The following is a 24,734-nucleotide window of genomic DNA, read 5'->3' on the forward strand; positions in this document are numbered from 1 at the left end:
CGCCGCACGCGAACGATAGATTCCGCGGTATGGGTCCCTGCGTTCGCAGGGACGACACCGTGAGTGTTGCTACACGGTGGCTCCCACACCCTCGGCCACCGGCCGGAAGTTCGCAAAATCCCAGCCTCGGCCCGGCGCGGCCTCCAGCAAAGCCCTGGTATAGGCTTCCTTCGGATACGTCAGCACTTCGGCGGCGGGACCCTGTTCGACGACGCGGCCATGCTGCATCACCACGACCTCGTCGCAGATTTGCGCAGCGACGCGCAAATCGTGGGTGATGAACAGGATGGCGATGCCGAGCCGCTTCTGGATCTCGTCGAGCAGTTCCAGCACCTGTGCCTGCACGGAGACGTCGAGCGCGGAGACCGCCTCGTCCGCGACCAGCACGTCCGGATCGAGCGCAAGCGCACGGGCGATGGCGATGCGTTGGCGCTGGCCACCGGAGAACTGGTGCGGATAGCGCGACACCGCATCTGCCGGCAGGCCGACGAGCTCGAGCAGCTCGCGTGCCCGCTTCATCGCATTGGCCTGGGAGACGCCGTAGTTGATCGGGCCTTCCGCGATGCTGTCGCCAACGGTCACGCGCGGGTTCAGCGAGCGGTAGGGATCCTGGAACACGATCTGGATCTTCTGCCGGTGCGGCTGGAGCAGGCGGCGCGAGATGTCGGCGATCTCGCGGCCGGCGAGGCGCACGCCCCCGGAGGTCGGATCGATCAGGCGGACGATGCAGCGCGCCACCGTCGACTTGCCCGAGCCGCTTTCGCCGACGATGCCGAGGGTGCGGCCCTTGCGCAGCGTCAGCGTGACCTTGTCGGCGGCGACGACCTCGCGGCCTTTGCCGAAGAAGGCGCGCTCCTTGTAGACCTTGCTGAGCTCGTTGGCTTCCAGCACCACGGGCTCGCGGCTGTCCTCGCGCGGCGCTCGCGGCACCAGGCTCGGCACCGAGGCGAGCAGGTTGCGGGTGTATTCCATGGTCGGATTGCGCAGCACGGTGTCGAGGGGGCCGGTCTCGACCAGGCGGCCCTGCCGCATCACCGCGACGCGGTCGGCGATCTCGGCGACCACCCCCATGTCGTGCGTGATGAACAGCACGGCGGTGCCGTGATCGCGCTGCAGCTCGCGGATCAGCGTCAGGATCTGCTTCTGCGTGGTGACGTCGAGCGCGGTGGTCGGCTCGTCGGCAATGAGGAGCTTCGGCTCCAGCACCAGCGCCATCGCGATCATGATGCGCTGGCGCTGGCCGCCGGACAGGCGGTGCGGATAGGACGCGAAGATGCGCTCGACCTGGGGCAGGTGGACCTGCTCCATCATGTCGAGGATACGCTTCCTCCGCGCTTTTCCGTCGAGATCGGTATGCGCGCGCAGGACCTCGTCGATCTGGCGGCCGACCGGCACCACCGGATTGAGCGCGGTCATCGGCTCCTGGAAGATCATGGCCATCTTCGTCGCGCGAAGCTGGCGCAGGCGGCGGTCGGTCGCGGTGAGCAGCTCCTCGCCGACCAGCTTGATGCTGCCGCCGGTGGGAACCAGCGTGCCCTTCGGCAAGAGGCCCATCGTGGTGAGCGACGTCACCGACTTGCCCGAGCCGCTTTCGCCGACGAGGCACAGCGTCTCGCGCTCGCGCACCTGGATCGAGATGCCGTCGATGATGTTCACGCCCTTCGGCTTCTTGCCGATGGAAACGACGAGGTTGTTGATGTCGAGGATGGTGTTGGTCATCACTTGCCTTCCCGCTGCTTCATGCGCGGATCGAGTGCGTCGCGGGCGGCGTCGCCGATCAGGTTGATGCTGAGGATGGCGATCGAGAGCAAGAGGCCCGGCCAGAAGATCAGCGACGGCTTGATCTGGAAATACTGGCGGCCCTCGGCCATGATGTTGCCCCAGGTCGGCGTCTCCGGCGAGATGCCGGCGCCGAGGAAGGAGAGGATGGCCTCGGTCAGAATGGCGCTCGCGCAGACATAGGTGCCCTGGACGATCAGCGGCGCGATCGTGTTCGGCATCAGGTGGCGCCACATGATCTTCGGCAGGCTGGAGCCGACCGAGATCGCAGCCTCGACGTAAGGCTCCTCGCGCGCCGACAGCACGACAGAACGCACCAGGCGCGCCACCCGCGGAATCTCGGGAATGGTGATCGCGATCAGCACGGTCCAGAGGCTGGCGCCGGACAGCGACACAACGGCGATCGCGAGCAGGATGCTCGGCATCGCCATCAGGCCGTCCATGACGCGCATCAGGACGGAATCGACCAGCTTGAAGAAGCCGGAGACGAGGCCGATCGCGAGCCCGATGGCGATCGACAGGATCGCCGAGCCGATGCCGATCAGAAGCGAGATGCGGCCGCCATAGATCACGCGCGACAGCAGGTCGCGGCCGTAGGCGTCGGTGCCGAGCAGGAACTGTGCCGAGGAGGGCTTGAGCCGCTGCGACGGCGCGAGCTGGATCGGATCATGCGGCGCGATCAGCGGCGCCAGGATCGAGACCACCACGACCAGCGTGAGCAGGACCGTCGCGGTCGCAATGATGGGCGTCGAGGTGAGGAATCCGAAGCGCGGCCGCAGCGGCGACGTGACCGGAATGGACGACTGGGGAAGGGTATCGACTGACATTTGTATTCTTATCCTTGCCTCAGTACCGGATCCGGGGATCGAGCAGGGTGTAGGCGACGTCGATGAGAAGATTGACGACGACATAGATCAGCGACGTCAGGAGGATCATCGCCTGGATCACCGGATAGTCGCGCGCCAGCACCGCATCGACGGTGAGGCGGCCGATGCCGGGGATGTTGAACACGCTCTCGGTGACGACGACGCCGGAGATCAGGAGCGCGAAGCCGGTGCCGATCACGGTGATCACGGGGACCGCGGCGTTGCGCAGCGCATGGCGCATCATCACCGCGACCTCGTTGATGCCTTTGGCGCGCGCGGTACGGACATAGTCCTCGCCGAGCACGTCGAGCATCGCCGCGCGCGTCATGCGCGCGATCAGGGCGATGTAGATGAAGGAGAGTGCGCAGGTCGGCAGGATGATGCGCTCGAAGAACGGACCGAAGCCGTTGAAGATGCTGCGGAAGCCCTGCACCGGCACCCAGCGCAGCTCGATCGCAAAGACCTGGATCAGCACATAGCCGACCACGAATACCGGCACCGAGAAGCCGAGCACGGACAGGCCCATCACGAAGCGGTCGATCCAGGTGCCGTGTTTCCAGGCCGCGATCACCCCCAGGGGAACGGCGACGATGACTGCGAGGATGATGGTCGACAGCGCGATCGAGATCGACGGCTCGACGCGCTGGCCGATCATCTTCATCACGGGCAGGTTGGAGATCAGCGAGGTCCCGAGGTCGCCGTGCAGCAGCTTGTTCACCCAGGTGATGAACTGCACGATCAAGGGCTCGTTCAGGCCGAGCGAGGCGCGGATGCGCTCGAGCCGTTCCGGCGTCGCGTTGTCGCCGGCGAGAATCGCGGCGGGATCGCCCGGCGTCAGCCGCAGAAGCAGGAACACGAACAGCGCGACGACGCCCATCACGGGCACCGCGGCCAGAACGCGGCGAATAAGATAACCCAGCATGCACTTATCTCCGGCTACGGAACGTGTGGAGCCCTGAGGCCCCCGTGAACTCTGTCGTGTCTATCATGCCTATCACTTGGGCTGGAAAGGCCGCTCGGAGACGCCGTCCTCTTAGGGCAAATTGTGTGCCAAGGGCTGCGCCGTAGCAAGAGGCCGGCATGTCTCCGATAGCGACCACTCAGGATGCATGTCGCAATTCACGCTCAACCCCAAGTGAAGGAACCGTCGGCGGAGCGTTGAGGCCGCGCCAGCCGTCGATGGTCTGTGCGATCATCTGCGCCGTCGCGGCCGACAGAGTCCAGCCGAGATGGCCGTGGCCGGTGTTGAAGAACACGCCCGGCATCCGTCCTGCGCGCACGACCGGCATCATGTTCGGCATCATCGGGCGCAGCCCGGCCCACGGCACGACGCGCGACGTTTCGACGGCGGGGAAGTTGTTGCGCACCCAGTCGATCAGCGGCTGCACGCGGTCCGCGCGGATATCGCGGTTGAAGTCGTTGAACTCGGCGGTGCCGGCGACGCGAAAGCGATCGCAGCCGAGCCGGCTGGTGACGATCTTGGCGGCCTCGTCGAGCAGGCTCACCGTCGGGGTGGCGTTGCGGCTTTCGGCGGTGTCGAGCTGCACCGTGATCGAGTAGCCCTTCACCGGATAGACGTTGACACGCTCGTCGAGCAGGGCGGCGAAGTGACGGCTCGCAACGCCAGCGCAGACCACGACGCCGTCCACGTTCAGTGCGCCGCGCGCGGCCGCGACGGCATCGCTCGCGGCCAGATCGGTCCAGCCGATGACGAAGCCGCTGCCGGCACGTGCGATCGAATCGATGTTGGCCTCGTGGATGAAGGTCGCGCCGCGTCGCTTGCAGGCTTCCGCCAGGCCGCGGGTGAACTTGTGGATATCGCCGGTCGCATCCGACGGCGTGTAGAAGCCGCCATAATAGTCCTTGCGCAGTGTCGGCTCGATGCTGCGGATTTCCTCCGGCGTCACCGGGCGGCGGTCGAGGCCGCCTTCCTGCAGCAGCGCGTTGACGCGCAGACCGGATTCGAAGCCGGCCTTGTCACGATAGATGTGGAGGATGCCGCGGCGTTCGAGATCGAAGTCGATGCCTTCGCGCGCCGCAATGTCGAACAGATGCTTGCGCGCTTCGATCGCGAGCCGCGTGGTCTCGATGGTGTTGGCGCGGTAGTTGCCGATGTTGGCGACGAACTCGCTCATCCACGAATATTTGTGCCAGTTCGGCCGCGGGTTCATCAGCAGCGGCGCGTCGCGCCGAAACATCCAGCGCAATCCCTTCAGGATCGTCGCCGTGCTGTTCCACACTTCGGCGTTCGATGCGGAGAGCTGCCCGCCGTTGGCGAAGGACGTCTCCATCGCGGCGTAGCGGTGCTTGTCGAGCACCGTCACCCTGTAGCCGCGTTCGAGCAGGGCATAGGCGGTCGTGACGCCGGTGATGCCGGCGCCGATGATGGCGATATGGGTCATGACTAGGTTCGGGGCTCCCGTGTTTAGAGTCGGCTAACCGCCGGCCAAAGGCCGTTGGCGGCGCCCCATCTGTCACGGTTACCTGAGAGCTTGATCCGCTGCGGATATCGCAACGGACTATCCCCTTCGGTGGGCGTCACGATTGCCTGAAATCGCGCCGCCTCTCTCCAGATCGTCCTGACGAAACGGTCCTTTTGCCTGAGAGTTTCCGGGGCGGTTGCTCCGTCGGCGCCGCAACGAAGGCTGAAAGCCTTCGCCGCGATCTCTCCCGCATCATCGCGTGGACGGCCGAGCAGTACGATACGCCTCATTTTTAGACAAGGCTAAATTTCGACCGCGACTGCCGACCTATTGTGCAGTGCAAAGCCCAGCTCGTCGCCCCGGGGCGATGCGAAGCATTGAGATTCCGGGTTCGATGCTGTCGCATCGCCCCGGAATGACGAGTTCACTATTCCAACGTCGCCAGAAGACCTGCCATCAGCCGGCCGCGCTCGACCAGGCTGTCGACTTCGATGAATTCCTCCAGCGTGTGCCCGTTGCCGCCGCGCACGCCCAGGCCGTCGAGCGTGGGAATTCCCATCGCGCCGGTGAAGTTGCCGTCGGAGCCGCCGCCGGAGCTGGCATGCGGTAATTCCGCGCCGAGCGATTTGGCGATGCCGCGCGCCTTCTCGTAGAGCGCCATGGTACCGGCATCCGGCTCCCATACCGGACGCGTCACGCCGCGCGTGACCTTGAACGTGACGTCGTTTGTGGTGCCCGACAGCGCCAGCATCCTCTCGACACCGCGGTCGAGATCGGCCTGACGCTTGGCCATGGAGAGCGCTTCGCCGGTTGCGGTCGTCGCAACGCAATTGACCCATTGTCCGCCGTGAACGACCCCGACCGAGAAGGTACAGTCCTCCGTCGTCATCGCGTCGATGGCGAGGATCTGCCGCGCCATCTCGCGGATCGCCGAGCGTCCGGCCGACAACGTGGCGCCGGCGTGGCTCGGCCGTCCCGTCGCCTCGAGATTGAAGCGCGCGATGGCGTAGCGTCCGGTGGTGACGCCGTTGTCGGCGCGGCCGGGCTCCGGCACCAGCACGTATTTGTTGCGCGCCGCTTCCGCCTCGATGATGTCCCGCGTCGAAGGCGTGCCGACTTCCTCATCCGGCGTGAACAGCACGGTGATCGGCAGCGGTGTGGTGAACGAGGCGCGCGCCAGTTGCCGTATCGCTTCCAGCGAGAGGTAATTGCCGCCCTTCATGTCGTAGATGCCGGGGCCATAGCACTTGTTGCCCTCGCGCCGCCATTTCAGCTTCTCGATGGTGCCGACCGGATGAACGGTATCCATGTGTCCGGCGATCAGGATGCCCGGCTCGCCCTGCTTGGGATGCGGAAAGCGGGCGCGGATGACGCCGCCAAAGCCCTGGCGGCCGGCAATGCGCTCGATCGTCGCACCCATGATCGCCATGTCCCGCGCCGCGATATCGAGCATGCGGTCCACGGCGCCTGCATCCCAGGTCGGACTCTCGCATTCGACCCAGCCGCGCAGGCCCTCGAGCATCGCCTCGGAATCAAAGGGAAGATTGGCAGGATTCATCTCAATGTCTCTCAAGCTTCGAAAGATGGAACGCGCATTGCATCGGCGCGGGGCAGGACAAGCGGAGGGTGTTGTAGAGCCAAACCGATCGTTGTGGAGCCCGTGCGCGCGCCGTGAGGGGCTGCGACGAAACCGGATTGACGCGCTCGGCACTGTCTGCAAGTCTCAAAAAGATAAAGGCATTGCATGAGGTTAGTTCGCCCAACGAATGAACCGCATGCTCAACCAATGACCTGCCTTTGAACAGTTTCACGTCAGGAGAACTTTCTATGTTCCACTTCATGCGCCGGGGGCGTCGCGCGTTCGCCTCCAAACTTGCGCTGTCGGTCGTCGCGCTTTCGACCGCGCTGGCCTCGCCAGTGCTTGCGGCCGGCAAGACCATCACGGCGGTGATGCATTCGGATCTGCGCATCATCGACCCGATCTTCACCACGGCCTACATCACGCGCGACCATGGCTACATGGTTTACGACACGCTGGTGGCCCCGGATTCGAGCTTCAAGATCCAGCCGCAGATGGCGGACTGGAAGATTTCCGACGACAAGCTGACCTACACCTTCACGCTGCGCGACGGCCTGAAGTGGCATGACGGCGCGCCGGTGACGGCGGAAGACTGCGTCGCTTCGCTGAAGCGCTGGGCCGCGGTCGACGGCATGGGCCAGAAGCTCATGGACTTCACCGCGAGCATCGAGGCGACCGACGCCAAGACCATCACGCTGAAGCTGAAGGAGCCCTACGGCCTCGTGCTCGATTCCATCGGCAAGCCGTCCTCGCGCGTCGCCTTCATGATGCCGAAGCGCCTCGCCGAGACACCGCCGGACAAGCAGATCCCGGAGCAGATCGGCTCGGGTCCCTTCAAGTTCGTGGCATCGGAATTCCAGCCCGGCGTGAAGGCGGTCTACGTCAAGAACACCGACTACGTGCCGCGCAAGGAGCCGGCGAGCTGGACCTCCGGCGGCAAGGTGGTGAAGGTGGACCGCGTCGAGTGGATCACCATGCCGGACTCGCAGACCGCGGTGAACGCGCTGCAGTCGGGTGACATCGACTTCATGGAGAACCTGCCGTTCGACATGCTGCCGGTGCTGGAATCGAACAAGGAGCTCACGATCGAGGTCTCCAACAAGTTCGGTTTCCAGACGCTCGGCCGCATGAACTTCCTGCATCCGCCGTTCGACAACGTGAAGGTGCGGCGAGCTGCGTTCCTGGCCATGAACCAGAAGGACGTTCTCGATGCACTCGTCGGCAACGCCAAATATCAGAAGATCTGCGGCGCCTTCTTCGTGTGCGACACGCCGCTCGAGACTGACGTCGGCGCCGAGACCCTCATCAAGGGCAACGGCATGGCTGCAGCCAAGAAGGCGCTTGCCGAGTCCGGCTACGACGGCACGCCGATCGTGATCATGGCGCCAGGTGACGTCACGACGCTCAAGGCGCAGCCGATCGTTGCAGCCCAGCTGCTGCGTGAGGCCGGCTTCAAGGTCGACCTGCAGGCGACTGACTGGCAGACGGTAGTAAGCCGCCGCGCCAGCCAGAAGCCGCCGAAGGAGGGCGGCTGGAACATGTTCTTCACCAACTGGGTCGCGGCCGACGTTGCCAACCCCATCGCCAATCTCTCGATCGGCGGCCAGGGCAAGAAGGGCGGCTGGTTCGGCTGGGCCGAAGACCCCAAGATCGAGCAGCTCAAGGACGCGTTCGTCCGCGCACCCTCGCTCGACGAGCAGAAGAAGATCGCCGCCGAGATCCAGAAGGAGGCGTACGATCAGGTGATCTACATCCCGCTGGGGCAGTATCTGTTGCCGAGCGGCTGGCGCAAATCGCTGACCGGCGTGCTCGACGGTCCGGCAACGCCGCTGTTCTGGAACATCAGCAAGTCGGAGTAGGCCGGGAGTTCTCGCCGCGACCTTCGTCCGGATCACCATACGGCGCCGCTGGTATCAGCGGCGCCGCCCGCCATGAGATTCCAGGAGAGCCTCGATGTTCCAACTCATGAGCCTGGGGCGTCGGGCGTTCGCCTCCAAACTTGCACTGTCGGTCGTGTCGCTTTCGGCTCTGGCTTCGCCAGTTCTTGCCGCGGGCAAGACCATGACCGCCGTGATGCATTCGGATCTGCGCGTCCTCGATCCGATCTACACCAGTGCCTACATCTCGCGTGATCATGGCTACATGATCTTCGACACGCTGATCGCGACGGATTCGAACTTCAAGATCCAGCCGCAGATGGCGGACTGGAAGATCTCCGACGACAAGCTCACCTACACCTTCACGCTGCGCGACGGCCTGAAGTGGCATGACGGCCTGCCGGTGACGGCGGAAGACTGCGTCGCTTCGCTGAAGCGCTGGGCCGCGGTCGACGGCATGGGCCAGAAGCTCATGGACTTCACCGCGAGCATCGAGGCGACCGACGCCAAGACCATCACGCTGAAGCTGAAGGAGCCCTACGGCCTCGTGCTCGATTCCATCGGCAAGCCGTCCTCGCGCGTCGCCTTCATGATGCCGAAGCGCCTCGCCGAGACACCGCCGGACAAGCAGATCCCGGAGCAGATCGGCTCCGGTCCCTTCAAGTTCGTGGCGTCGGAATTCCAGCCCGGCGTGAAATCGATCTACGTCAAGAACACCGACTACGTGCCGCGCAAGGAGCCGGCGAACTGGACTGCTGGCGGCAAGGTGGTGAAGGTGGACCGCGTCGAGTGGATCACCATGCCGGACGCCCAGACCGCGTTGAACGCGCTGCAGTCGGGCGATATCGATTTCATGGAAAATCCTGCCATTGAAATGTTGCCCACCATCGAAGCCGACAACGGACTCAAAACAGAGATCCTGAACAAGTTCGGATTCCAGACGGGTGCGCGGATGAACTTCCTCCATCCGCCATTCGACAACGTCAAGGTTCGTCGCGCAGCACTCCTGGCGGTCAAGCAGAAGGACGTGCTCGATGCGCTGATCGGCGATCCCAAGTACTACAAGACCTGCGCCGCGATCTTCATCTGCGACACGCCTTTCGCAACCGATATTGGCGGTGAGACCCTCGCAAAGGGCGGTGACATGGCTGCGGCCAAGAAGGCGCTCGCCGAGTCCGGCTACGACGGGATACCCGTCGTGCTCATGGCGCCGGGCGACGTGTTGGCGCTGAAGGCTCAGCCGATCGTGGTGGCCCAGCAACTGCGGGAAGCCGGCTTCAAGGTCGACCTGCAGGCCACCGACTGGCAGACGGTGGTGAGCCGGCGCGCCAGCCAGAAGTCCCCGAAAGAGGGTGGCTGGAACATGTTCATCACGAACTGGGTCAGCGCCGACGTGGTCAACCCGATCTCCAACGTCGCCGTCGGCGGGCAGGGCAAGAAGGGGGGCTGGTTTGGCTGGGCGGAGGACGCCAAGGTCGAGCAGCTCAAGGACGCCTTCGTTCGCGCGACCTCACCGGAGGATCAGAAGAGGATTGCAGTCGAGATCCAGAAGGAAGTCTACGATCAGGTGCTCTACGTGCCGCTCGGCCAGTACCAGAGTCCGAGCGCATGGCGGAAGTCGATCAGCGGCGTGATCGACGGTCCGGCGACGCCGGTGTTCTGGAATATGGACAAGTCGGAATAGGACAAGACCGAGTACGCAAAGGGGGCGCCTCGCACCCTTTCGTGCGAACGAGCGTGGCGCCGTCGTCAACGGCGCCGTTTTCGTTTGTCAGTTTCGCGCACTGCGGGTGATTTCGGCGCTAAAGCATGATCCGGAAAAGTGCGAAGCGGTCTTCCGGAAAGATCATGCGTAAACAACAACCTAAAGCGCGATGACGATCCAATCTCATCGTACATTAGCCTGCGAGCGACCGAGTAGGCATCGTGCTCAGCAGTGGCTGTCGCGCACCCCTTCGAGCCCCTCGCTCGCAAGCGGCGTGGTGAAAGTGGCTTGCTCAGCGCGCGGTTCGGAACGTTCCGTATTCTGCCGCTCTACGTCGCCGTGGTCTTCGCGGTGTTCCGGTTCCATTGCAGCGCCCTTTCGAATTGCTGCAGGACAACATCGAGGCCGTCGCGTGGTTCCCTAGAGCATGATCCGGAAAAGTGCGCAGCGGTTTTCCGAAAAGATCATGCTTAAACAACGACCTAAAGCGCGATGACGATTCGTCCTCATCGCATCGCGCTTTAGACCGGGCGATGATGTGGCTTGAACAGCCGTCCCTTCTCGACCACCAGCACGATCGCGAGCGCGGCGAGCGTCGACAGGAAGAAGCCGATCGAGAAGGGCAGCAACGTGCCGTCGAAGCTCTGCCCGATCGCCATGCCGACCACGATCCCGATCAGCGTCGTGATCGAGCCGTAAAGCGACGAGGCGGTCCCGGCGATGTGGCCCTGCGGCTCCATCGCGAGCGCAGTGAAGTTGGCGACCATCATGCCGAACGAGAACATCATCAGGGCGGAGAGCACCATGAACAAGGCGAGCGGCAGCACGCCGAGGCATTCCGTCAGCAGCATCACACCGGCCACCGCCGTGTAGAGCGCCAGCGCCCCGTGCGAGATCACGCGCATGCCGAGCCGCCCGACCAGCCTTGCATTGAGGAAGCCGGCAATGGCGACGCCGGCCGCGATCGCCGCGAAAGCGAGCGGGAAGTAGTGGCCGAGGTGATAGATGCCGGTGAAGATCTGCTGGGCGCAGAAGACGTAGGCGAACAGGGCGCCCATCACGCCGCCGGCGGCCGTGGCATAGCCGATGGTCTGGCGATGGGTGACGGTTTGCCGGAACGCCGAAAGCACGTCGGCGGGCGCCAACGACCGGCGCTCGGACTGGGGCAGGGTTTCAGGCAGTCGCAGCACGCACCATGCGAGTGCGAGTAGGCCGTACAGCGTCAGCACGACGAAGATGCCGCGCCACGCGGTCACCAGCAGCACCGCCTGTCCGAACGAGGGGGCGACCACGGGCACCGCGATGAACACCATCATGGCGAGCGACATCACGCTCGCCATGCGGCGGCCGACATAGCAATCGCGCACGATCGAGGTCGCGATTACGCGCGTCGCCGCGGTGCCGAGCCCCTGAAGCGCACGTGCCAGCAGCAGCGTCTCGAACGAAGGCGCGGCGACCGCCAGCACGCTCGCCACCGCATAGACTGCCATGCCGCCGAGCAGCACCGGCCGGCGTCCGAAGCGGTCCGACAGAGGACCCATCACGAACTGGCCGGCGCCGAAACCGATCAGGAAGGTCGACAGCACCAGTTGCAGATGGTTGGCGACGGGAATCTTGAAGGCGGCGCCGATATTGGGCAGCGCCGGCAGCATGATGTCCATCGCGAGCGGATTGAGCGCCATGATAGACGCGATCACGATGACGAATTCCGGAAAACCCATCGGGCGGTGTCCCGCGGACACCCAATCGTCGGCATTGACGTCAGACAAGAAGATTACCCCTGAAATAGAGCGACTTTATCTCCGTAGAATGCTGCGTTGCACAACCCATGTTTCGGGATGGCTGGCAGGCGGATCGAGGGGCGGACAAGATTTGGCGAGAGCCGGGAGCGCCGTCGGCAAATGAGGTCAGCGGGTGCTGCGGGCCCGCTCGAACAGATCGGGCGCCAACTGTCCGGCGGCATCGACGAGATCGCGATGGATCAGCATCACGGTCGTGGCGCCGTCGAGCAGGATCACGAGCTGGCGCGTGAGTCCCATTGAGATCTCCTTTGCGGGAGAATCTGATCGGGCAGTTTTGTACCGCGCTCATATGCTTCTGGATCGGACGAATTCGCACGGCCCGAAAGCGTCTTGCAGGACGTCGTGGATTTACCGCGCGGTCGTTTCCGGGCCGCGCACGGCCTGAGCGATCAGCTCCGTTGGTGCGGGCAGCCGGGGTCGAACCGGCACAGCGCTTGCGCACCGAGGGATTTTAAGTCCCTTGCGTCTACCAATTCCGCCATGCCCGCTTGATCCAACGGGATCAAACACTTAAGTCCATCTCCGGCCATCTGGAATTGGCGCGTTGGGGACGCGGAGGGACGGTTCTTCCTTAAGCGAGCTGGGCGCACAAGGCAAAGCCTCAATCCGGACATCTGTTGTTGCTTTAGGCATTCTCAATCCACGGGGACTATTCATCCGGCATGGCTGCTTCGTTTTCCACTTCGCCGCGCGGCTTTGGCGCGCTCCTCGTGCTGCTTGTCGCCGGCCCCGCGCTCTCCGGCTGCGCCAGCATGAGCGAGACGATCGCACCGGCCTTTGCCGATCCCGCAAGATACGAATTGTACGACTGCAAGCAGCTGCAGACCGAGCGCAAGGCGCTCGCCAAGCGCACTGCCGATCTGCAGAGGCTGATGGAGAAGGCCGAGACGGGGGCAGGTGGCGCGGTCGTGTCCGAGCTTGCCTATCGCAACGACTATATTGCTGTGCGCGGGCAGTCGCAGTTGGCGGAGGAGGCTTGGCGCCGCAACAAGTGCCGGGAGATGCCGGAGACGACACCGCCTGCGGCGGAGCCGCCATCACCCGCTGGCAAGCCCGCTTCGACGTCCGGAAAAAGGTGATCTGCTAAGGCGCCCCGCGGACCGCGCTTCGCATCAGGGACGCCAGCTATAGATCCAGTCCTGCCGCGCCAGCATGCGCTCCGGGCCGAGCGCGCGGATCGCAAGGTCGCGTGCGAGCGCGAGCGGCCCGCCGAGATGATAGATCCTGCCTTGCTGCCGCGCGGTCCGCTGCACCCGAAGGACCCGCGCCTGGCGGGCACGGCCGTATTGCGTCAGCGCGGCGGCGATGTCCCCGGTGCTCTCCGCGGCCTCGGGGCTCAAATGCCGGGCGAGCACGGCGGCATCCTCGATCGCCATTCCGGCGCCCTGGGCCGCAAAGGGCAGCATCGCATGCACGGCGTCGCCGAGCAGCGCCACCGGGCCCTTGCTCCAGGGGCAGCCGTCGGGCACGCCGAACAGCGCCCATTTCCGCCAGCTGTCGACCGGGGCGAGCATCATCCGCGCCGGCGGCGGCCAGCGCGGGGCGGCAAAGGCGTCCATCACCTCGAGGGGATCGCCGGGCGTGCTCCAGCCCGGCCGGTTCCAGGTGCCGGGCAGCACCGCGACCACGTTGATCTGGCGTCCGCCGGCAATCGGATAGGCGACCAGATGCGCGTTCGGGCCCATCCAGAGCTGCACCCGGCGCGCGGCATAGTCCTTCGGCAGTTGCGCGGCATCGAGCGTGCCGCGCCAGGCGATCAGCCCGGAGAAGCGCGGCTGCACCTCGGGAAACAGATGCTGGCGGACCGTCGACCAGATGCCGTCGGCGCCGATCAGGGCGCTCGCGAGATCGCTGCGGCGGATCGTGCCGCTGCGATGGACGACGGTGAGGCCCTTGGCGTGGGGCGCGACGTCCTCGAAGGTTGCACCCAGCTTCAGGTCGATGTCGGGATGATCGGCGACGGCGCCTGCCAGCGCGGATTGGAGGTCGGCGCGGTGCACCACCCAATACGGAGCGCCGGCACGCGCCGACGCTGCTTCACCGAGCGGCATGCGCAAGAGCTCGCCGCCGGCGCGCGCGCTCATGATCGAGACCGCTTCCGGGGTTACCGCGCGCGCCTTGAGGCGTTCGGTCAGGCCGAGATCGACCAGGACGCGGCTGGCATTGGGGGAGAGCTGCAGGCCGGCGCCGACTTCCTCGAGGCGCTCGGCCTTTTCCAGCACCACGATGCGGAAGCCGCGGGCCGTGAGCGCAAGCGCGGCCGTCAGGCCACCGATACCGGCACCGGCGATGACAATCGTTCGGGAGAGCGCCACCCCTGACCGACGGAAGCGGTCAGGCCACCTTGTCCTTCAGGACGCATTCCGGCGGGCGGGCTTCGCCCGGCTTCAGGTCGGCCGCGAAGCGGTACAGCGTCGAGCAATAGGGGCAGATGATCTCGTTGTCGTTGCCGAGGTCGAGGAAGACGTGCGGATGGTCGAACGGAGGGTTGGCGCCCACACACATGAACTCTTGCGAGCCGATCTCGATGACGGGAACACCGGCATCGTTATGGAAGTGCGGGACGACATGGTCGGACATCGTAACTCATCCTGGAGTGGCAATGGCGGCAGACACAATCAAAAACTGACGCGGCCTCTTTGAGGCGCCGCGGACCATACTTGCGGGTACAGTTGATTGCTAGTCCAGCGGAACCGAAAGGTTCGCAATTGCCCCATGCTCATTTGCTCATGCAAATTCGACACAATCTTGGGGCCTGAGAGAAGCCCTTCTTTCGTCGGGGACGTTGTGTCGCAATTTTGGCAAACTATCTCTATGGACGACTGCAAGTTGCGACGAAAGACGAATCGTCAGGCGCAAACGACCCGAAGGGACCATCCAGGCTTTCCGCATGAAGTGGCTGCGAATCAGCACAGCGTTGACCGGTATCGCGGCGTGCAGCTTCATGCTCGTGCAGGTCGCGCCGCATGCCCGTGAGGCCGGCGCGATCCTCGCTGCCCAGGATGATCCCTCCGCGCTGTCGGAGCTGAAGCTCGATGCGCTGCTGCGGCAGAACGACCGGCTGGTTCAGGACAATATCGAGGCCGCACTCGCGGCTGATGATACCGATCTCGCCGACAGTTTCGTTGCGCTGGCGCGCGATCGCAACATCGCGCTCCCCGACGACCTCCTGAACCGCGTCAGCGACGCCGTCAAGGCGGAGAACTCCACCTCGCATTTCGCCAAACGCTTCGCCACCGGTCTCGTCACCGGCAACGCCGACGACGTCGCGAGCCTGTCGGGAACGGTGGCCGGCGACCTGTTCGTGTTCGGCGACATCAGGGACGTGGTGCGCGAGGGCAAGCACCTCGCGATGGGCGAGGACACCGACCGTCTCGTGCTCGGGCTTGCGGCAGCCGGCCTTGCGGTGACGGCGGCAACCTACGTGTCCGTCGGCGGTGCCGCGCCGGTGCGCGCCGGACTGACGCTGGTGAAGGATGCGCGCAAAGTCGGACGGCTCGGCGAGGGGCTTGCCGCATGGGCCGGCCGGTCGGCGCGCGAGGTTGTCGACGCGCCGATGCTCCGGAGCGCGGTGGTATCAGGCTCGGTGCTGCGCCCTGGCCAGACCGTGAGCGCGATCAAGGCCGCGTTCCGGGCCGAGAAGGCCGGTGCGCTGGTCCGGCTCGGCAAGGACGTCACGCGCGTCGCCGAAAAGACCGGCACGCGCGGTGCGATGGACACCTTGCGCGTGGCCGAGGGTCCCAAGGACGTCGCGCGCGCGGCGCGGCTTGCGGAAGCGCAGGACGGCAAGACGCGCGCGATCATGAAGCTCCTGGGCCGGGGCGCGCTGCTGCTCATCGGCGGCGCGTTCGATCTGGCGCTCTGGCTGCTCGGTGCGGCACTGACGCTGTTCGGCCTTCTGTCCTCCATCAAGGCGACGACCGAGCGCCTGACCCAGGCCTGGTGCGATCGCAGGCGGGCGCGGCGGGTTCGCCGGGCGCAGATCGCGGCTGACGCCGCTCTGGCCGGTGCGGGCACCACGGCCTGAACTGCGACGCGCTCGAGACTATTGTTTGAGCATGATGTTGCCGGAAAACCGCTGCACACTTTTCCGGATCATGCTCTAAGATCGACCCATCCCCAAAAGACTCCACGGAACTGATGATGCCGAGCTTTCACAACGGCGCCGTTGAAATTGCCTATCTCGACGAAGGCGAGGGCGATCCGATCGTCCTGGTGCACGGCTTTGCCTCCAGCAAGAACGTGAACTGGGTCTATCCGACCTGGGTTTCGGAACTGCGCAAGAACGGCCGCCGCGTGATTGCGCTCGACAATCGCGGCCACGGCGAAAGCGCGAAGCTTTACGAGCCCGAACAGTACTCGATCCCGACCATGGCCGGCGACGTGGTCGCGCTGATGGATCACCTCGCCATCCCGCAGGCCGACATCATGGGCTATTCGATGGGGGGACGGATGACGGCGTGGCTCTCGCTCAACGAGCCGCAGCGCCTGCGCTCGGCGATCCTCGGGGGCATCGGCATCGGCGGCCTGATCGAGGGCACAGGGCCCGGCGAGAACGTGGCGAAAGCGCTGGAAGCGCCGGAGCTCGAGGACGTCACCGATCCCGTCGGCCGCACGTTCCGCGCGTTTGCCGATCAGACCCGCTCCGACCGCCGTGCGCTCGCCGCCTGCCTGCGCGGCACGCGCGATCTCATGACGAAGGACGAGGCTGCGCGCATCGACGTGCCCGTGCTGATCGCGGTCGGCAGCGCCGACGACGTCGCAGGAAGCGCCAGCGCGCTCGGCGCGATCATCCCGGGCTCGGAAGTGCTCGACATTCCGAACCGCGACCACATGCGCGCGGTCGGCGACAAGGTCTACAAGACCGGCGTGCTCGACTTCCTCTCCCGCCGCGGCTGAGCCGGCAAAGGGCCAAGATAGTTTCCTGGCGCCTCAATTTCGCTGACGACCGCTGCTTCACACCGCCTTGTCGCTGAACGCGGCGGGAAGCGTGCTGAGGAACGACATGACGCGCTGCGTGCGCAGGGGCGGGCGGCGGCCCGACGTGCGCAGCATCCATAGGGGTTCGCGAGGCGCGCGCCATGGCGCAAGCACCTCGACCAGCCGGCCGGTGCGAAGGTCTTCGCCAATGAGCCACGCTGGCCCCCAGCCGATCCCAAACCCATTCGCCATCAAAGCGAGCGAGGCATGCGCGTCATCGCAAATGTGCTTGGGCTTGGGCGTGACGCGAACGGGCGCTTTGCCGCGCGGGTCGGCGAAGCGCCAGGTCAGGATCTGACCGCTTGCGGGATTCCGGAAGCCGACGTGGTCGTGCGCGGAAAGCTCGTACGGAGTCGCCGGCGCGCCGCGCGCCTTCAGATAGGCGGGCGAGGCGCAAGCGATCCAGGAGAACGTGCAAAGCCGCCGCGCCTGATGGCCGGGCGCGCGGTCGAGGGGCCCCGAGCGGATCGCGATGTCGACGCCTTCCGCCGCGAGATCGAGAATCTCGTTGCGGAACTTGACCTCGATTTCGATTTCCGGCCGTTCCCGCAGGAACGCGGGCAGCCGCGGCAGGATGCAGGCGCGCGCGAACGAGGCGGGGGCGGTCACGCGCACCCGTCCGCCATCGTCGCGCGCGACTTCGCCGAGCGCGGACTGGACACGGGCGAGACTTTCGACCAACGCGCGTCCCGCCGTCATCAGCCTGTCGCCCTCGTCGGTCAGCGCCAACGAATGGGTGGAGCGATGCAAAAGCCGCAAGCCGTGAGCCTTTTCGAAGCGGGCGACCGCCTTGGACATCGCCGAGGTGGTCGTCCCCGCGCGCCGCGCGGCTTCGGCGAAGGAGCCCGCCTCGACCACGCGGACGAAGGCGAGGAGACGCGAGAGATCGGGAGGCAAAGTCGTTGTGGACATGCAGTCCACATAGTCATGGCTTTGCGGTCACTACAAGAGCCATTCCCGAACGGCTAGACAGGAAGCGTCAGCCCGCATTCTGCGGCGCTGGAAACGCGGGAAGTCCGATGAACCCCATTGAAATCACTCTGCAAGCCCTCGACGCCGCCGAGCGGGCGATTCCATCCGGCCAGCCGGTCTACATGCTCAATCTGCTGCGCTACCGCTCGCAGGCGCGTTACGAGGACGGATTCAACGCCGCGCCCTGCTCGGGCCGCGAAGCCTTTAATGAACGCTACAGGCCGGCATTCCGGCGTCTCGCGGCCGGCAAGCCGCTCGCGCGGATGTTTTCCGGGCCGGTCCTGACGAGCCTCGTCGGCTCGCCCGGCGAACGCTGGGACGAAGCGGCGATCAATGAATACGGCGATTTCGCCACCTTCCGCGCGATCGTCGACACCGAGACCTACCGGCGCGAAGTCGCTCCGCATCGGCACGCGGCGCTCGAGGATTTCCGGTTGTTCGCGCTCGCCAAGGCAATTTGAAAAATTACAGAGAACGGTGACTGTGCACAATCATTGGCTCTGACCAGATCTGTCAGATATGCGGAGATTGGTGTCACCGTAGTGAGAGGGCACCGGTCCCGGCGAGAACGTCGCGAAGGCGCTGGAAGCACTCTCGCTCGACGACGTCACCGGTTCCGACAGCACGCTCGCGCGATCATCCCCCGGCTCGGAAGTGCTCGACATTCCGAACCGCGACCACATGCGGGCGGTCGGCGACAAGGTCTACAAGAATGGCGTGCCGGGAGTCTGCGAAGGGGGGATATGAGACGTCAGTTCGAAGTGGATAGGAACGTCGGCAAAGGGCCAGGAGCAGTCAGGCGCCTGCCTTGCCGCGACGAGAACTTCGGCCGTCAGCGATAACCCAGCCAATTAGGCAGGCTGGAATAGCGATGACGGCCAGATCTTCGCCACAAGCCAGAAGCGACAATGCGACAGTTGGAAGAAGGGATCACCACGTCACTTCGCGTAACCCTGTGATCGGAGCCAAGCGATCCGGCGCTCCCCGTTCATCCAATCATCGATTTCGGCTTTGCTCGTGAAGCCCGTGATTTCTCGGGGTTCTGCGCCGGGGTACTCGGCAACAATAGTCCAGTCGCCCTCTGAGTTACGAAGTGGTTTGAAGCTTACTTTTGCTTTTGCCATGCCGAACTATGCAGGAAAGCGCGCGAAAAGGGAACCTTGGCTTCTCCTTGAAGTCTCACAATTACTGATGTATGGTCTCAAGCATCGATACTGGCCGAACAACTGCTCCGCTTTCGCCTCAGATCCTGACGGCGCGCACGTTTCAGACATTCTCCAACATCGACAAACTGGAACACTGGCCGCAAGTCCGCGCGCCAGCTCCTGCGCGTATGCGAAAGGAAGACCCGATGAATACAGGTACAGTGAAGTGGTTTAACACCCAAAAGGGCTTCGGCTTTATCCAGCCGGCAAACGGCAGCAACGACGTTTTTGTTCATATCAGCGCGGTCGAACGCGCCGGAATGGGCACCCTGAACGAAGGTCAGACGCTGTCTTACGACGTCGTCGCGGACCGTCGTACGGGCAAGTCCGCTGCCGAAAATCTTCGTGCTGCTTAGTTAAGCGCACGACAGACCTGTTGCTCTAGCCACGGATGTACTGGCAGAGCTTGTGGTCCCCCGCGCCTGAGTCATCAGGGGCGGGGTTCTTGCTTCAACCCGTGGAAGCGACCGTCAAGTGAGCTGTCGTGGCTTCTCTTCGACATTCGGCCCGGTGGTTGCCCAGCTAAAACTTGAACGGACCGAAAAGGTGAAACGACGAGGCGTCTCTGTCTCGGAGCTCAATAGCCAAATCGAATTTGGACGTGGCTTGTTTCATCTTTCGGGCGCATAGATCGGCATGATCGAATCTCATCACCGATCCTGTCAGTGCGGCGCCGTCTATAGTCGAACCGAGGGAATAGCCCCCAGTCGGCAAATCGCCAGCTTCGAGTGCACGGTTTGCGGCGCGACCCTGGAATCGTGGAACACTGCTTCGGTGCCCACCTACAGGTTGATTATCGGTCCCGTGCGGAATTCCCCGTCCGAGAGATGATGCAACTGGCAGATTGGACCAGCAGCCGGCGATCGGATGAGACGTTCATGGCGCATTCGTCCGCCAACGCCCCCAGCCGGCTGAGCCATCTTTGTCCCATGCCAGGCGCGTCATTCCTTAAGTGATGTCGCTCACTCCTTTCAGCGGCTTGTTCCAGCTCTCTATGAAGTCATTCGCGTGTGCATTGGGCGGCGATGCACCCGAAGAACGTGGATCAGCGCAAAGCAGGAGTTTCAATGAGCATTGTCAGACGGCATCTCGCCGAGCAAGAAGAGCGACTGGTTCTAATCGAAGAAATTTGCATCGATAAAGGAGCGCTTGTCTTGGATACCGCCACCGATGAGGTCTACTTCTCTGCAGACGAAGAGGCTTACAAGAGCGCCTACGTGACCGTGTTTCAGGCCTGGGCCAAGGGCACGATCAAAGGCACAGCGGAACAGATATTCGAGGCTACAAAATCCATTCTCGAGGACTAGAGCATCTCGTATTCGATTTACGAGCCAGAGCCGACAGTACGCGTTACGTCACTCCAAGCCGCAAACGTTGAGGTCACACATGTCGTATGCTTATAAGTTGAATGAAGACGTTCGCCACCAACCCCAAGGTCCGCAAGGACGTGCCACCGCTGAACCGCCGATGATTTATACCATCATTCAATGTATGCCCATCGAGTCCGATGGACGAGTTAGATACCGCATCAGGGGCAAGTCCGAGAAGATCGAGCGCGTCGTAACGGAAGATCAACTTTCGTATTTTCAGTAACCTTCCGACTAAAACAGCACTGACAAGAGATTTTGACGGGGCCGGATGTCGCCTCGGGTCATTCGCGCCGACTTTGGGTGGCACCTGTGAGGTCCGGCTTACCCTTCGGCTCGGACGTGGCGGCACGCTGGACGAGCCGGCGCAAAGGGCCAACAACGGACTCAGGTGCCACGGGTGACCAACCAAGCGTTGGCTAATTCGCTCTCGGCGGCCAACGCCGGGCCGCCAGCCAGCCCGCCAGAGGCGCGCCAAAGGCCAAGCACCAGAGGAATTGTGCAACGAATGGAGCGACGGCGGCCATCACCGTTCCGAACACCAATGCGAAGACCGGAAAGATCGCGGTTGCCAGCAACTCGGGATCGCCGCGCCCTCGCAGCGCCAGAAGCCAGAGCAGCGCGTTCAGCGTTGCGACGAAAGTCAGATGAACCCCGTAAACAACGGCGACGACGCTGTCGAGCCGATAGGTTCCGTAAAGACCATTCGTAACGGGAAGGATGATGATCGATAACAGGAAGATCAGATTGAGGAAGACTTCGCCCCGACTGCCTTCCGGAGCAACCGCAAGCCGCCGATGATGGCTGAACCAGAACATGCCCGCGACAATGAAGCTGATCATCAGCGCGATGAGGGGCTGCGCATAGGCGTTCGCCAGATCGATCCAGCTCGGCGCTTTCGCAAAACCGCGCGCCTTCGGCAGATCATAGGCGAGCAGCGTCATCGCAACGCCGAAGATCGTGTTGCTCAACGCCTCCAATCGACGCATTTCGAAAAGACCGATGTGCTTCAACCTCGTTCCCCCTCAAAGCCGCCCGATACGAGACCAGGACATGCTTTCAGCTATCGGATTGCCGCAAATAGATTGCGCCCTGTGGGCAAGGATCGCTACGTTTCTATAGTGATCATCAAAGCACGTTGGTTGCTGTTGGGATAGGCCGGCCATGTCCGAGTTGGGTCGCGAGCAGACGTGCAAGCGGCCCGCTCGATAGCGCCCAGAGTCCGCCAAGGGCTGTTATCGGAGTCTACTTCTTTGCCGACTCGGAGAGGCTGTTGAACGCTGGGTCAGCTCTGAGTGTTGCTTGCGATGAATGTGATCGCTGCTCGGACAAACCAAGCGCGAAGGTGCTTCACCCCAATCTCATCGCGCTTTGGCATCCTCGCCCAACCGCCGCGCCAGCGCCATCAGCACCACGAACGTGGCCACCCACACCATCCGCGCGCCGTAGCGGTCGTGCGGGCCGGAGATCACGCCGCAGATGAAGGCGTTGCCGAGCAAGGCCAGCGTCACCGTTGCGGCCAGCAGCGTCAGGTCGTCCAGCCGGCGCTTCGCCAGCGCATGGGCGAGCAGCCAAACCAGCCCCAGCATCGAGGCCAGCGCGACGGGGACATGCAGCCAGTTGACGTAGACGAAATCGATGTCCCAGTGCTGCTGCCGCGCCGCCCGCATCGGCGCGACCTGTGCGGGTATGTAGCGCTCGATGATGCCGTAGGTGTGCGGGATCCAGCCATTGGTGCCTTCGCCGGTCGCCACATGCAGCAATTGCTGGCCCATCGCGCGGAGCGCCGCGCCGGCTTGCCAGGCCGGATAGTCCTTGAGCGAATGCACGACGATGTAACCCATCTCGTCATTCATGCCTTCGAAGCGGCCGAGCGTGTTGAACATGCTCTTGCCCCACAGGAATTCGTCGGCGCTCGCCGGCAGCTCGTTGCGATAGGGACAGAGCTTGTAGCGTTCGCGCGGGCAATGGTCGTTGAGATAGCGCGCAACGATGCCATCCTGCAGCATGCGGCCGAAGGCGACGCCATAGCCGCCAGGCGTCCAGGCCAACTTGCCGGACAATGCATAATTCGCCGACACCAGCATCAGGCCGCCGGCAACGATGGTGAGGCTCGCCTGTGTCAATCCGGCAAGCGGAAGCCGCTTGCCCACGAACGGCCGCGCCATCCAGCCCGCGGCGCAGAGACCGAGCAGCACGCCGAGCGTCGCGCTGTGGGTCGCGGCCGCAAAGGCGGTGAAGGCAAACAACGCGATCTTTTCGAGCCGCGACGTGCGCTGTCCTCCGATGACCAGCAGGAACAGCGACAGCACCGAAAGTCCTGCAAAGATGTCGGTGAGCAGCAGGCTTGCAAGCCAGGGCAGCGCGGTCGACAGGATCAGGCCAAGGCTGATCGCGACGAAGCGGAAGGTCTGCATCATCGAGAGCAGACGCAGCGTGAGTTGCAGCAGCCACAGCGTCGCCAGCGACTGGATGGCGAGATTGATCCAGAAGCCGAAGCTCTCGCCATAGTGCAGATAGAGGCCGAACACCGTGGAGCGGCTGGGGACGAGATAGCCCTCGTACCAGCGCGCAAGATAGCCGCCGGTATCCCATTGCAACAGCGGATAGCCGTTCCAGAACGCCGGCGCGATCATCAGGAGGGGCAGGGCCGCCGCCGCGAGCCGAAGCCAAAACGTATCAGCGGCGCGTGCGCGCAATTGATCGGTGGTGATGGTCAAATCGGTTCCGTGCCCCTCGTTCGGACCTCGCCTGCAATAGCGGCTCGGAGGGAATTCACCAATAGTTTGATGCCGCCCCGCTTGAATTTGGCAGAACTCTGACCACTTTGAGCCGGCCTGGCCGCCTGGGGGCGTCAGAAGAAATGCTTGTGTTTCAAAGTCTTGGCGGACCCCCGCGGGGCAAGGTGCTGTTCACTCCTGGGGCAAGCCCGTCAGGACTTTGTCGCCTGGACTGTGCTATACAGCCGGTAAAAGAGGCCAATTCGAGAGAGCAAATCGCATGGCAGTGCATCAGGTCAATCCGGGAGGAAAGCTCGCATCGCTCGATCCGATCTGGGATCGGATCCGGGGCGAGGCGGAGGACATCGTTCACCGCGAGCCCGAGCTTGCGACCTTCATCTATTCGACGGTGCTGCACCACAGCCGCCTCGAAGACTCCGTGGTCCATCGTGTCGCCGACCGCCTCGATCACTCCGCGCTGTCGGGCGATCTGGTGCGCCAGACCTTTGACGAAGCGCTGCGTGACGATCCCGATCTCGGCAACGCCTTCCGGGCCGATCTCGTCGCCGTCTACGATCGCGATCCCGCGACCTCGCGCTTCATCGATCCCTTGCTCTACTTCAAGGGCTTCCACGCCATCCAGACCCATCGCCTCGCGCACTGGCTCTATCTGAAGGGCCGCAAGGACTTTGCGTATTATCTGCAGAGCCGCGCCTCCGCGGTGTTCCAGACCGACATCAATCCCGCCGCACGCATCGGCCGCGGCATCTTCCTCGACCACGCCACCGGTTTCGTCTGCGGCGAAACCGCGGTGATCGAGGACGACGTCTCGATCCTGCACGGCGTCACGCTCGGCGGCACCGGCAAGGAGAACGAGGACCGTCATCCGAAGATCCGTCACGGCGTGTTGATCGGCGCCGGCGCAAAAATTCTCGGCAATATCGAGATCGGCCACTGCGCCCGCATCGCTGCCGGCTCGGTCGTGGTCAAGCCGGTGCCGCACAACGTCACGGTTGCAGGCGTGCCTGCCAAGATCGTCGGCGAAGCCGGCTGCGCCGAGCCTTCGCGCACCATGGATCAGATGATCAACGCCATGGGGCTTTGAGACGGACTTTGATGTTGCGAAGGGCCGGATTCTCCGGTCCTTGTCGTCCCCAAATTCTTTGGTAATTCATGCTGGCGGTTCGTCGCGTCTCGTCCTAAAACCCCGCCACGTTAGATTTCGATTGGAGACTTGCCGTGGACGTCAAGGAAGTAAGGAAGCTCGACGCGTATCTGAAGCGCGTATTCGGCAATCCCAAGATCCGCGTCGTGCCGCGGCCGAAGAAGGACGATTCCGCCGAAGTCTATATCGGCGAGGAGTTCATTGGCGTGCTCTTCGTCGACGACGAGGATGACGATCGCTCGTTCCAGTTCCAGATGGCGATCCTCGAGGACGATCTCGTCGATCAGGAGTAGA

Annotated in this window: 22 protein-coding genes, 1 tRNA gene, 1 pseudogene and 2 riboswitches; of the genes and pseudogenes, 11 read left to right on the top strand and 13 right to left on the bottom strand. The window is 63.9% G+C overall.

Annotated features, from left to right (window positions below; genetic code table 11):
• Nucleotides 1–69: 69 nt before the first annotated feature.
• The 5 genes from XH96_RS15230 to XH96_RS15250 all read right to left on the bottom strand — a co-directional run bounded on the left by XH96_RS15230 (nucleotide 70) and on the right by XH96_RS15250 (nucleotide 6,626).
• Nucleotides 70–1,719 (bottom strand): ABC transporter ATP-binding protein, encoded by a 1,650-nt coding sequence (locus XH96_RS15230; protein WP_194393204.1) that lies wholly within the window; start codon nucleotides 1,717–1,719, stop codon nucleotides 70–72.
• Entirely contained in the window at nucleotides 1,719–2,606 is an 888-nt protein-coding gene (locus XH96_RS15235) for an ABC transporter permease (protein ID WP_194393205.1), read from the bottom strand. The genes XH96_RS15230 and XH96_RS15235 overlap by 1 nt, the downstream gene beginning before the upstream one ends.
• A 19-nt stretch (nucleotides 2,607–2,625) precedes the next feature.
• Nucleotides 2,626–3,567: an ABC transporter permease gene (locus XH96_RS15240; protein WP_194393206.1), complete on the bottom strand. Its 942-nt coding sequence runs from the start codon at nucleotides 3,565–3,567 to the stop codon at nucleotides 2,626–2,628.
• 178 nt (nucleotides 3,568–3,745) lie between these two features.
• Nucleotides 3,746–5,047: a D-amino acid dehydrogenase gene (locus XH96_RS15245; RefSeq protein ID WP_194393207.1), complete on the bottom strand. Its 1,302-nt coding sequence runs from the start codon at nucleotides 5,045–5,047 to the stop codon at nucleotides 3,746–3,748.
• A gap of 67 nt (nucleotides 5,048–5,114) precedes the next feature.
• A riboswitch (glycine riboswitch) is annotated at nucleotides 5,115–5,220 on the bottom strand.
• A gap of 3 nt (nucleotides 5,221–5,223) precedes the next feature.
• Nucleotides 5,224–5,328: riboswitch (glycine riboswitch) on the bottom strand.
• A gap of 167 nt (nucleotides 5,329–5,495) precedes the next feature.
• Nucleotides 5,496–6,626 (bottom strand): M20/M25/M40 family metallo-hydrolase, encoded by a 1,131-nt coding sequence (locus XH96_RS15250; protein ID WP_035674943.1) that lies wholly within the window; start codon nucleotides 6,624–6,626, stop codon nucleotides 5,496–5,498.
• Between the two features lie 269 nt (nucleotides 6,627–6,895).
• Here XH96_RS15250 and XH96_RS15255 point away from each other — a divergent pair, with 269 nt between their 5' ends.
• The gene (locus XH96_RS15255; protein ID WP_194393208.1) at nucleotides 6,896–8,506 is read left to right on the top strand and encodes an ABC transporter substrate-binding protein; all 1,611 of its coding nucleotides are present in this window, start codon (nucleotides 6,896–6,898) and stop codon (nucleotides 8,504–8,506) included.
• A 94-nt stretch (nucleotides 8,507–8,600) separates the two neighbouring features.
• Nucleotides 8,601–10,208, top strand: a complete 1,608-nt coding sequence (locus XH96_RS15260; RefSeq protein WP_194393209.1) for an ABC transporter substrate-binding protein — start codon at nucleotides 8,601–8,603, stop codon at nucleotides 10,206–10,208.
• Nucleotides 10,209–10,750: 542 nt separating this feature from the next.
• Here the strand turns inward: XH96_RS15260 and XH96_RS15265 are convergent.
• The 3 genes from XH96_RS15265 to XH96_RS15275 all read right to left on the bottom strand — a co-directional run bounded on the left by XH96_RS15265 (nucleotide 10,751) and on the right by XH96_RS15275 (nucleotide 12,519).
• Nucleotides 10,751–11,998, bottom strand: a complete 1,248-nt coding sequence (locus XH96_RS15265) for a multidrug effflux MFS transporter (protein WP_194393210.1) — start codon at nucleotides 11,996–11,998, stop codon at nucleotides 10,751–10,753.
• A 138-nt stretch (nucleotides 11,999–12,136) separates the two neighbouring features.
• Nucleotides 12,137–12,268: a hypothetical protein gene (locus XH96_RS39635; protein WP_256439352.1), complete on the bottom strand. Its 132-nt coding sequence runs from the start codon at nucleotides 12,266–12,268 to the stop codon at nucleotides 12,137–12,139.
• Nucleotides 12,269–12,430: 162 nt separating this feature from the next.
• Nucleotides 12,431–12,519: transfer RNA gene (locus XH96_RS15275), tRNA-Leu, on the bottom strand.
• A 174-nt stretch (nucleotides 12,520–12,693) separates the two neighbouring features.
• On the opposite strand from XH96_RS15275, the gene XH96_RS15280 reads away from it, so the two are divergent.
• Nucleotides 12,694–13,110 (top strand): twin-arginine translocation pathway signal, encoded by a 417-nt coding sequence (locus XH96_RS15280; protein WP_194393211.1) that lies wholly within the window; start codon nucleotides 12,694–12,696, stop codon nucleotides 13,108–13,110.
• A 33-nt stretch (nucleotides 13,111–13,143) separates the two neighbouring features.
• On the opposite strand, the gene XH96_RS15285 is transcribed toward XH96_RS15280, so the two are convergent.
• Both XH96_RS15285 and XH96_RS15290 read right to left on the bottom strand, forming a co-directional pair.
• Complete coding sequence (locus XH96_RS15285; RefSeq protein ID WP_194393212.1) at nucleotides 13,144–14,346, bottom strand: FAD-dependent monooxygenase; 1,203 nt, start codon at nucleotides 14,344–14,346, stop codon at nucleotides 13,144–13,146.
• Between the two features lie 19 nt (nucleotides 14,347–14,365).
• Complete coding sequence (locus XH96_RS15290; RefSeq protein WP_008562814.1) at nucleotides 14,366–14,611, bottom strand: zinc-finger domain-containing protein; 246 nt, start codon at nucleotides 14,609–14,611, stop codon at nucleotides 14,366–14,368.
• 310 nt (nucleotides 14,612–14,921) lie between these two features.
• Between XH96_RS15290 and XH96_RS15295 the strand changes: the two genes are divergently transcribed.
• Nucleotides 14,922–16,058 carry a hypothetical protein gene (locus tag XH96_RS15295; RefSeq protein WP_194393213.1) on the top strand — a complete coding sequence of 379 codons (1,137 nt, stop codon included), beginning with the start codon at nucleotides 14,922–14,924 and terminating at the stop codon, nucleotides 16,056–16,058.
• A gap of 116 nt (nucleotides 16,059–16,174) precedes the next feature.
• Nucleotides 16,175–16,930: an alpha/beta fold hydrolase gene (locus XH96_RS15300; protein WP_194393214.1), complete on the top strand. Its 756-nt coding sequence runs from the start codon at nucleotides 16,175–16,177 to the stop codon at nucleotides 16,928–16,930.
• Nucleotides 16,931–16,987: 57 nt separating this feature from the next.
• Here the strand turns inward: XH96_RS15300 and XH96_RS15305 are convergent, their stop codons facing one another.
• Entirely contained in the window at nucleotides 16,988–17,923 is a 936-nt protein-coding gene (locus tag XH96_RS15305; protein WP_194393215.1) for a LysR family transcriptional regulator, read from the bottom strand.
• A 182-nt stretch (nucleotides 17,924–18,105) separates the two neighbouring features.
• Here XH96_RS15305 and XH96_RS15310 point away from each other — a divergent pair, with 182 nt between their 5' ends.
• The 4 genes and pseudogenes from XH96_RS15310 (at nucleotide 18,106) to XH96_RS15320 (ending at nucleotide 20,495) form a co-directional block, all read left to right on the top strand.
• Nucleotides 18,106–18,444 (top strand): hypothetical protein, encoded by a 339-nt coding sequence (locus tag XH96_RS15310; RefSeq protein ID WP_246790089.1) that lies wholly within the window; start codon nucleotides 18,106–18,108, stop codon nucleotides 18,442–18,444.
• An 85-nt stretch (nucleotides 18,445–18,529) separates the two neighbouring features.
• Nucleotides 18,530–18,730: pseudogene (locus tag XH96_RS39135) on the top strand (hypothetical protein); the annotation flags it as partial.
• A 604-nt stretch (nucleotides 18,731–19,334) separates the two neighbouring features.
• Nucleotides 19,335–19,544, top strand: coding sequence for a cold-shock protein (locus XH96_RS15315; protein WP_028180113.1), 210 nt, complete (start codon nucleotides 19,335–19,337; stop codon nucleotides 19,542–19,544).
• A 711-nt stretch (nucleotides 19,545–20,255) separates the two neighbouring features.
• Entirely contained in the window at nucleotides 20,256–20,495 is a 240-nt protein-coding gene (locus XH96_RS15320) for a hypothetical protein (RefSeq protein ID WP_194393217.1), read from the top strand.
• A gap of 479 nt (nucleotides 20,496–20,974) precedes the next feature.
• Here the strand turns inward: XH96_RS15320 and XH96_RS15325 are convergent, their stop codons facing one another.
• Together XH96_RS15325 and XH96_RS15330 are read right to left on the bottom strand one after the other, a co-directional pair.
• Nucleotides 20,975–21,544 carry a TMEM175 family protein gene (locus XH96_RS15325; RefSeq protein WP_194393218.1) on the bottom strand — a complete coding sequence of 190 codons (570 nt, stop codon included), beginning with the start codon at nucleotides 21,542–21,544 and terminating at the stop codon, nucleotides 20,975–20,977.
• Between the two features lie 372 nt (nucleotides 21,545–21,916).
• Nucleotides 21,917–23,275: a hypothetical protein gene (locus tag XH96_RS15330; protein ID WP_194393219.1), complete on the bottom strand. Its 1,359-nt coding sequence runs from the start codon at nucleotides 23,273–23,275 to the stop codon at nucleotides 21,917–21,919.
• A gap of 280 nt (nucleotides 23,276–23,555) precedes the next feature.
• Here XH96_RS15330 and cysE point away from each other — a divergent pair, with 280 nt between their 5' ends.
• Together cysE and XH96_RS15340 are read left to right on the top strand one after the other, a co-directional pair.
• Nucleotides 23,556–24,380: a serine O-acetyltransferase gene (cysE, locus tag XH96_RS15335; RefSeq protein WP_028180886.1), complete on the top strand. Its 825-nt coding sequence runs from the start codon at nucleotides 23,556–23,558 to the stop codon at nucleotides 24,378–24,380.
• 134 nt (nucleotides 24,381–24,514) lie between these two features.
• Entirely contained in the window at nucleotides 24,515–24,733 is a 219-nt protein-coding gene (locus XH96_RS15340) for a DUF3126 family protein (RefSeq protein ID WP_007602550.1), read from the top strand.
• The last annotated feature ends 1 nt before the right edge of the window (nucleotide 24,734 follow it).

Source organism: Bradyrhizobium sp. CCBAU 51765 (assembly GCF_015291725.1).
In the GTDB taxonomy this organism is placed as follows: domain Bacteria; phylum Pseudomonadota; class Alphaproteobacteria; order Rhizobiales; family Xanthobacteraceae; genus Bradyrhizobium; species Bradyrhizobium liaoningense.